At 71.4% G+C, this 6,250-nt stretch carries 4 protein-coding genes; all 4 read right to left on the minus strand.

Translation table 11 applies throughout. The annotated features are described in order from the left end of the window. Positions 1-58: 58 nt before the first annotated feature. Positions 59-1,444 (minus strand): serine/threonine-protein kinase, encoded by a 1,386-nt coding sequence (locus ACWCQ6_RS28995; protein WP_451094137.1) that lies wholly within the window; start codon positions 1,442-1,444, stop codon positions 59-61. Beyond that, positions 1,413-2,270: a serine/threonine protein kinase gene (locus ACWCQ6_RS29000; RefSeq protein ID WP_451094139.1), complete on the minus strand. Its 858-nt coding sequence runs from the start codon at positions 2,268-2,270 to the stop codon at positions 1,413-1,415. Before ACWCQ6_RS29000 ends, ACWCQ6_RS28995 begins: the two co-directional genes overlap by 32 nt. A 765-nt stretch (positions 2,271-3,035) precedes the next feature. Next, a complete protein-coding gene (locus ACWCQ6_RS29005; protein ID WP_451094141.1) occupies positions 3,036-4,166 on the minus strand; it encodes a L,D-transpeptidase family protein in 1,131 nt (376 codons plus the stop codon). Between the two features lie 152 nt (positions 4,167-4,318). Then, positions 4,319-6,040, minus strand: coding sequence for a GH25 family lysozyme (locus tag ACWCQ6_RS29010; protein ID WP_451094143.1), 1,722 nt, complete (start codon positions 6,038-6,040; stop codon positions 4,319-4,321). Between the last annotated feature and the right edge of the window lie 210 nt (positions 6,041-6,250).

The raw sequence follows: 6,250 nt of genomic DNA on the forward strand, positions 1-6,250 counted from the left end.
GCATTCGGCGAGCGGGTGCGAACACCGGCATTCGGCGAGCGGGCGCGAACACCGGCACTCAACGAACGGGTGTGGGCCGAGGGCAGTCGGGAACCCGGGGATGGTCAGCTGTACGCACCGCGGGCAGCCAGGCCGAGGAGGCGGTGGAGCCCGGCGGCAGCCGGACCCGGTACCACTCGGTGGAGCTGGCGTCCGACTCGTCGATGATGGGCACCCCCTGGGGGAGGCGGCAGTCGACGGCGAGGACGTCGCCGTGCCACACCCGTGTCGGTACGACGTTGTCGACGGTGTACGGCCGAAGGGGGTCGATCGCCAGGCCGAGACCGCATTGCGGGCTGCGGTCCGTACGGTTGCGGCAGCCGTCGTCGGCGTTGAACACCGTGAGCCGGCCCGGTGGTTCGTCCCCGGCGCCGGACCTGGAGTCACCGGCGGCGTACGACCAGACCGTCGCGGCCACCGCGCACACCGCGCCGGTCACCAGGGCGGCGCGGGTCGCCCAACGGCGGCGTGCCGGGCGGGGCGGCGCCGGTCGGGCGGTGATGCGCGCCAGAAGGCTCTCGGCGCTGTGCGCGGCGCGGTCGGCATGGGTCGGAGCCAGGCAGTCCGCGGCCAGGGCACGCCAGAACGGCGGCACCGCGCCGTCGATCCGCAGCGGTGCACGCCCGTCGGCGTACTCCTGCACCGCCGCGCCGCGCGCCATCGGCGTCGCACCGGGGAACGGCGAGGCGCCGGAGGCGAACACCTCGTGGACCATGATGCCCAGGGCCCAGATGTCGGTGCTGGGCCGGATCTCCACGCCGTGCTCGCCGAGCGGGGCCTGCCAGCGCTCGGGCGGGAGGTAGTCCAGGGTCCCCATCGGCGGCGCGTACCCGTGGGTGCCGTCGGTGCCGGTCAGCTCGGTGGCGAGTCCGAAATCCGAGAGCTTCAGCGCACCGTCGGCCATCACCAGGATGTTCTCCGGCTTGAGGTCGCCGTGCACCCAGCCGCTGTCGTGCAGATGGGCCAGGCCCTCGCAGATCTCGGCGAACAGCCGGGCGACGTCCGCCTCCGCGACTCCGGTGTCGAACAGGTCCCGCAGACTGCGCTCGGCCCGCTCCATCACCAGCACGATCGCACCGTCCAGGAACGCCCGGTCCGGATCGCTGATCACAACGGAGTCCAGCAGGCGGATCAGCCTCGGATGGCCGGCCCGGCGGTCCAGTTCGACCTCCCGCCGGGCAGTCTCCGCGACCTTGCGGGCCTGGCGCGGGGCGAGCCCCGAGGTCGGGAGGATCTTCAGCGCGACCTCCGCCGGCTCCTGTGCGGGGTCGACCGGTCGGCCCGCGTACACCGTTGCCCAACCGCCGGACGCGATCGGCTCGGTGACCTCCCACCCGCCGATCCGGTAGCCGCGCGGGAGCGGCTCAGTACGGTCACTTCCCGATGTGTCGCCCCGGCCGCGCACCGTCTCCCCCTCCGGTCCGGTCCGTCTCCCGGTCCCGGAGGCCCGTCGTGGCTCGGGGCGGAAGCAGCGCCAGATGCTCCTCCCGTACGAGTCCGAACCGCAGCGCGGTCCCGACCAGGGCCTCCCGCTTCCCGTTGCGGCGCGCTCCGCCGGATCCGTGCTCGGGCGGAGCGCTGATCCGCATCTTCTCCTCGGCGAGGTAGTCGATGTGCGAGCTGACCGCCCGTGCCTTCAACTGACCGCACGCGGCGTGTCCCCTGAGCCGTTCGACGATCTGCGGGGTGGTCGGCACCGCGACCGGCGACTCGTCGCGCAGCCGGGGCTCGCAGAGCGCGACCAGGACCAGGAAGTAGAGCGCGGTCTCGTCCAGCGAGTACGCCATGACGGTGCGGCTGCCCCACTGGCCCGTGATGCCGTCGGGGTCCAGATAGACGTGGTCGGGTGCGAACACCTGGAAGGCGACGGTGGTGCCGCGGCGGGTGGGCAGCACGACCCGGGAGAACTCGAAGGGGATGGGGGCGCCGACCCGCCGGGGCGGGACCCGCAGATACTCTCCCGCTCCCTCCGGGTTCTCCACCAGATAGCTCTGGGTCGCGCTGTGGTTGCTGAGTTGCCAGTGGTCGTCGGTCACCCGGATCTCGCCGGCCAGCCGGGAGATGGCCTCGTCGTCGAGGCGCAGCTCCACCGGGATCGTCGGCGAGCCCCGCCCGAAACGCGCCACTTCCCCCGGGCCGAGCCGCAAGGTCACCGGGGCACTGCCCGGCGCCCCCGCGATGTCACCGCCCACCCACGGCAGATGGACAACAATGCCGCTGACTGCCCTCACCTCGTCCCCGTGGCAACGACTACCGCACCCGTCGAACGTTACCCATCCCGGGTGGCGGTCCCCGTCCGGATTCTGGTCGTTTCCGGACTGTCGCCAGGTCGTCCGTGGCGGTGGGCAACCACATCGGGTACGGCCGTCATCGGGGTTGACGCCAGGCGCCCAGCTTCAGGTTCTTGTTCCGGAGAGGAGCGTGCGGGAGGGGCGCGGTGGGCGCGGAACACGGCGCCCGGCAGGGAGCATTCGGCCCGGAGCACGACGTTGCCCGCTTTCACGAACTGGCTCGATTTAGCTCCTGGTGGTTCCTGCTGGTTCCTGCAGGCTGCTGTTGACTCCTGTGCGTACGCGGCCGGTGTGTCCCTGGCCGTGCGGCGGAGGAGGTCCCGTCCACGACCGAGGTCAAGGGCCCCCGGATCACGTCCTTGAGTTCCAGCGGTTGTCGCACACCCCGGTTCAGGGTGTGCGATCCGCATCCACATCGCCGACTGACTGCGGGAGAAGGCCACGGTCCGTGCGATTGCCGCCGATTTCGGCCGCAGCCCGTCCACGGTCGGCCGGCGGCCTCAGGCTCCCGCGCACAGCATCCGCGCCGCCCAGGCCGACCTGCTCGATGCTCTCCCCGGAAAGCGCTTGTCCAACCTTGACGAATTGCGTGCCCGGGGCGTGCTCGGTTCTCGCCCGGCTGCGCCCCCCTCTCCTCGGCGGACCCTTGGAACCGGTGGTTGTGCCGCTGAGGAAGCGCCCCACCAGGCATTGGGGGTGCGGGTGTCAGCCGACCTGGAGGGTCAGGTTGCTTGGCCAGCCGGCCTTGTCGAGGCGGGAGAACAGGTCCTTGAGATCGGTGGGCGTGAGCTTGATGCAGCCGTTGGACTTGTAGTCGAAGTCGGCGTCCCAGCGCCAGAAGTCGTCGTCCTTGAGGGGAACGTCGATGGCCTGCGTGCCGTCGGCGAGCATCTCGCTGTGGATGAACATGTCGGTGCGCGTGACGGGCTTCTGACCGGCCTTGGGTGTGCAGGTCTTGTCCTCGAGCTGGATGGCGTAGCCCTGGATCTGCACATTGGGGTTGTAGTTCCACCCTCCGCGGTTGGTCTCGTGTCCCTTGACCTTGTAGGTCCCGTCGGGCAGCCAGCCTTCGTTGGAGAGGCAGGTGTCCTTGCTGCCCATGCCGGAGTTCGCGCGGTAGCTCTTGACCGCCTTGCCGTTGTGGACGAGGGCGAGGGTCGAGTACATCGGGTGGTTCTGGTTCTTGGTGAACTTCAACGAGTACCCGGTAGGGCCGGGCCGGGCGTTCTGGCCTGCGCCGGTGCCGGTGCCGGGCCGGGCGCCGGCGGGCGCGGTGACCAGAGCCTTCCAGGTGTCCGGGCCGACGACCCCGTCGGCCTGGAGGCGCTGCTCGGTCTGGAAGGCCTGGACGGCGGCCTCCGTACGGGGCCCGAACGCGCCGTCGGCGGTCAGGGAGTGCCCGCGGGCGGTGAGGAGCTGCTGGAGTGCGGTGACCGCGCCCCCTTGGGCGCCGGTGCGCAGGGTGGTGGTCAGGGCGTTCCAGGTGTTCGGGCCGGCGATGCCGTCGGCCTGGAGGCCCGGGTTGGTCTGGAATGCCTGGACGGCGGCCGCGGTACGGGGGCCGAACGCGCCGTCGGCGGTCAGGGAGTGCCCGTGGGCGGTGAGCAGCTGTTGGAGGGCGGTGACCGTGCTGCCCTGGGCGCCGGTGCGCAGGGTGGGCCACTGCTGCTGGTCCTGGGAGGCGGGGGTGGCGGAGCGGGCGGCTGAGGCTGCCGGGTCGCCGCTGCTGCTGGCGGTGGCGGTGTCGGGGGCCTGCGTACCGAGCGTGGCGAAGGCCGCGACGGTGAGGGCGGCGGTGGTGAGGGTGGCCCAGAAAGTACGGGGAGTGCGGTTCATGGCGGTGTTCCCTTTTTCGTGTCGTGTGGGTCCGGCCGGACCGGGCCGCGCAGGGGCGGGCGCGGCCCGGGGGCCGGGAAGAGGAGGGAGAGCGGGATGGTGCGCGGCGGCTGCCCCGGGCCGCCGCTGAGGCGAGGGCGGGGAGGGCGGGATCAGATGAAGGTGATGTCCCAGTGGATGCCGCCGCTGCGCGGGACCTCGTAGACGTATTCGGCGGTGATGCCGTTGAGGGTGCCGTGCCAGCGGGCGTCGGTGCCTCGGGGGGCGCCCTTGCGCTGGGTGGTCTTGATCCAGTTGGTCACGCAGCGGCCCTCGTCACGGGTACGCAGGTCAAGCTTGTAGCCGTTGGCGTGGGAGCGGGTGCCCCTGGTGCTGTGGCCGGACTCGGTGCCGCCGGTGATGGTGATGGTGCAGCCGCCGCTGGCCTTCTTCAGAGCGATGACGCCCTGGATGGTGCGGGCGCGGACGCCTTCGAGGGAGGTCCGGCCGACCGGGGCCTTGATCCCGGCCGCGGCGAGCTGCGCGAGCGCCTGCCGCTGGGTCAGCCTGCCGTTCGCCGGAGCGGGCTGGGTCGGAGCCGGCTGCGTCGGGGCGGACTTCGCGCCGTTGATCAGCTTGTTCCACGTCTTCGGACCGACGATCCCGTCCGCGGCCAGACCGTGGGACCGCTGGAACGCCGTGGCCGCGTTCCGGGTGGCCGGGCCGAACGCGCCGTCGACCGCGATGCGGTTGCCATACCCGGCGAGCTGCGCCTGGGCGGCCTTGACCGCCGGCCCACTGGAACCGGTACGCACGGTCCGGGTCAGCTTGTTCCAGGTGTTCGGGCCGATGATGCCGTCGGCGGTCAGGCCGTGGGAGCGCTGGAACGCGATGGTCGCGTTCCGGGTGTTCGGGCCGAAGATCCCGTCGGCGGTGACGGACTGTCCGGCCGCGGTCAGCAGGTGCTGGGCGGTGGTGACGTTCACGCCACGCGAGCCGTTCTTGAGCAGCGGCCAGACGGCCGTGGACGGAGCAGACGCCCCAGTCCCGGCACCGGCACCAGTCCCCGCCCCGGCACCGTTGCCTGTGGCGGGCGTTGATGTGCCCGCGCCGGGGCCGGTGGGCGTCTGGCCGGGGGCGAGGTGGGCGAGCGCGCGGAGCTGGGTCAGTGTGCCCTTGTAGACGTTGATGTCGGCCCTGCCGCGCAGGCCGGGTACCGAGCCGTTCTCGGTGTACTGCCAGATCGACCAGTACCTGCCGCCGACCGGAGCGGGCTCACGCGTCCCGCTCTCGTAGCGGGGCTGCCACAGCGGGCTGTTGGCGAGGGCGCTGGTGTTGCCGCGCAGGCAGGTGTCGGCGAAGTCCTTCGAGGTGTAGACGATCGGGTTCACCCCGAACGCCTGCCGGGTCTTGGTGAGGAACGCGGCGACCTGGGCGTTGTTCACCCCGGACGGGCACCGGCCACGGATCTTCTCCAGATCGACCACCGGCGGCAACTGCCCCGGACGCTTCCCGTCGTAGCCCGCGGCCTTGACCGTGCGGATGAAGTGGTCGGCCTGCGCGGCACCGGACCCGGAGTCGTAGAAGTGATACGGCGCGGCCATCAGCCCGGCCCGCGACGCACCCGCGAAGTCACCCGCGAACATCGGATCGCGGTAACCAGTGCCCTGCGTCGCCTTCTGGAACACGAACGAATACCCCGCCCTCACGGACGCCGACCACTGGACCGGGTGGGAGTTGTGATGGCTGGTGTCGAACCCCTTCACGCTGTACGCGGCCGGACTCAACGCCTGCGCCTGCTCGCCGCCGGAGAAACTGATCAGACCGAACCCGGCGGCCGCCACCGCCACCATGGCACCCGCCTGAAGACCTGTCTTCTTACTGATGATGCCCACGACTTCACCCCTCGTCAGACCCACCGGCGCACAACCGGAGGGCAGTTCACACGGCGCCTTCGCGGCGTCGACGAGATGAAGATTCGGGGTACCGCCGTCCCACCGGTAGCCTGATCGGCATTCCAGCCGTTCCGCGCCGTCCCGGCCGTTCCACAAGGCCCCTGACCTGCGAAAAGGAACGGCTCTGGAACACGGCGACCACATCGGTAC

The sequence above is a fragment of the Streptomyces sp. NPDC001880 genome (genome assembly GCF_053594575.1).

What these genes read in the sequence shown, in the direction of transcription:
- ACWCQ6_RS29005 (WP_451094141.1), bottom strand. Translation starts at nt 4,166, where the DNA reads ATGAACCGCACTCCCCGTACTTTCTGGGCCACCCTCACCACCGCCGCC.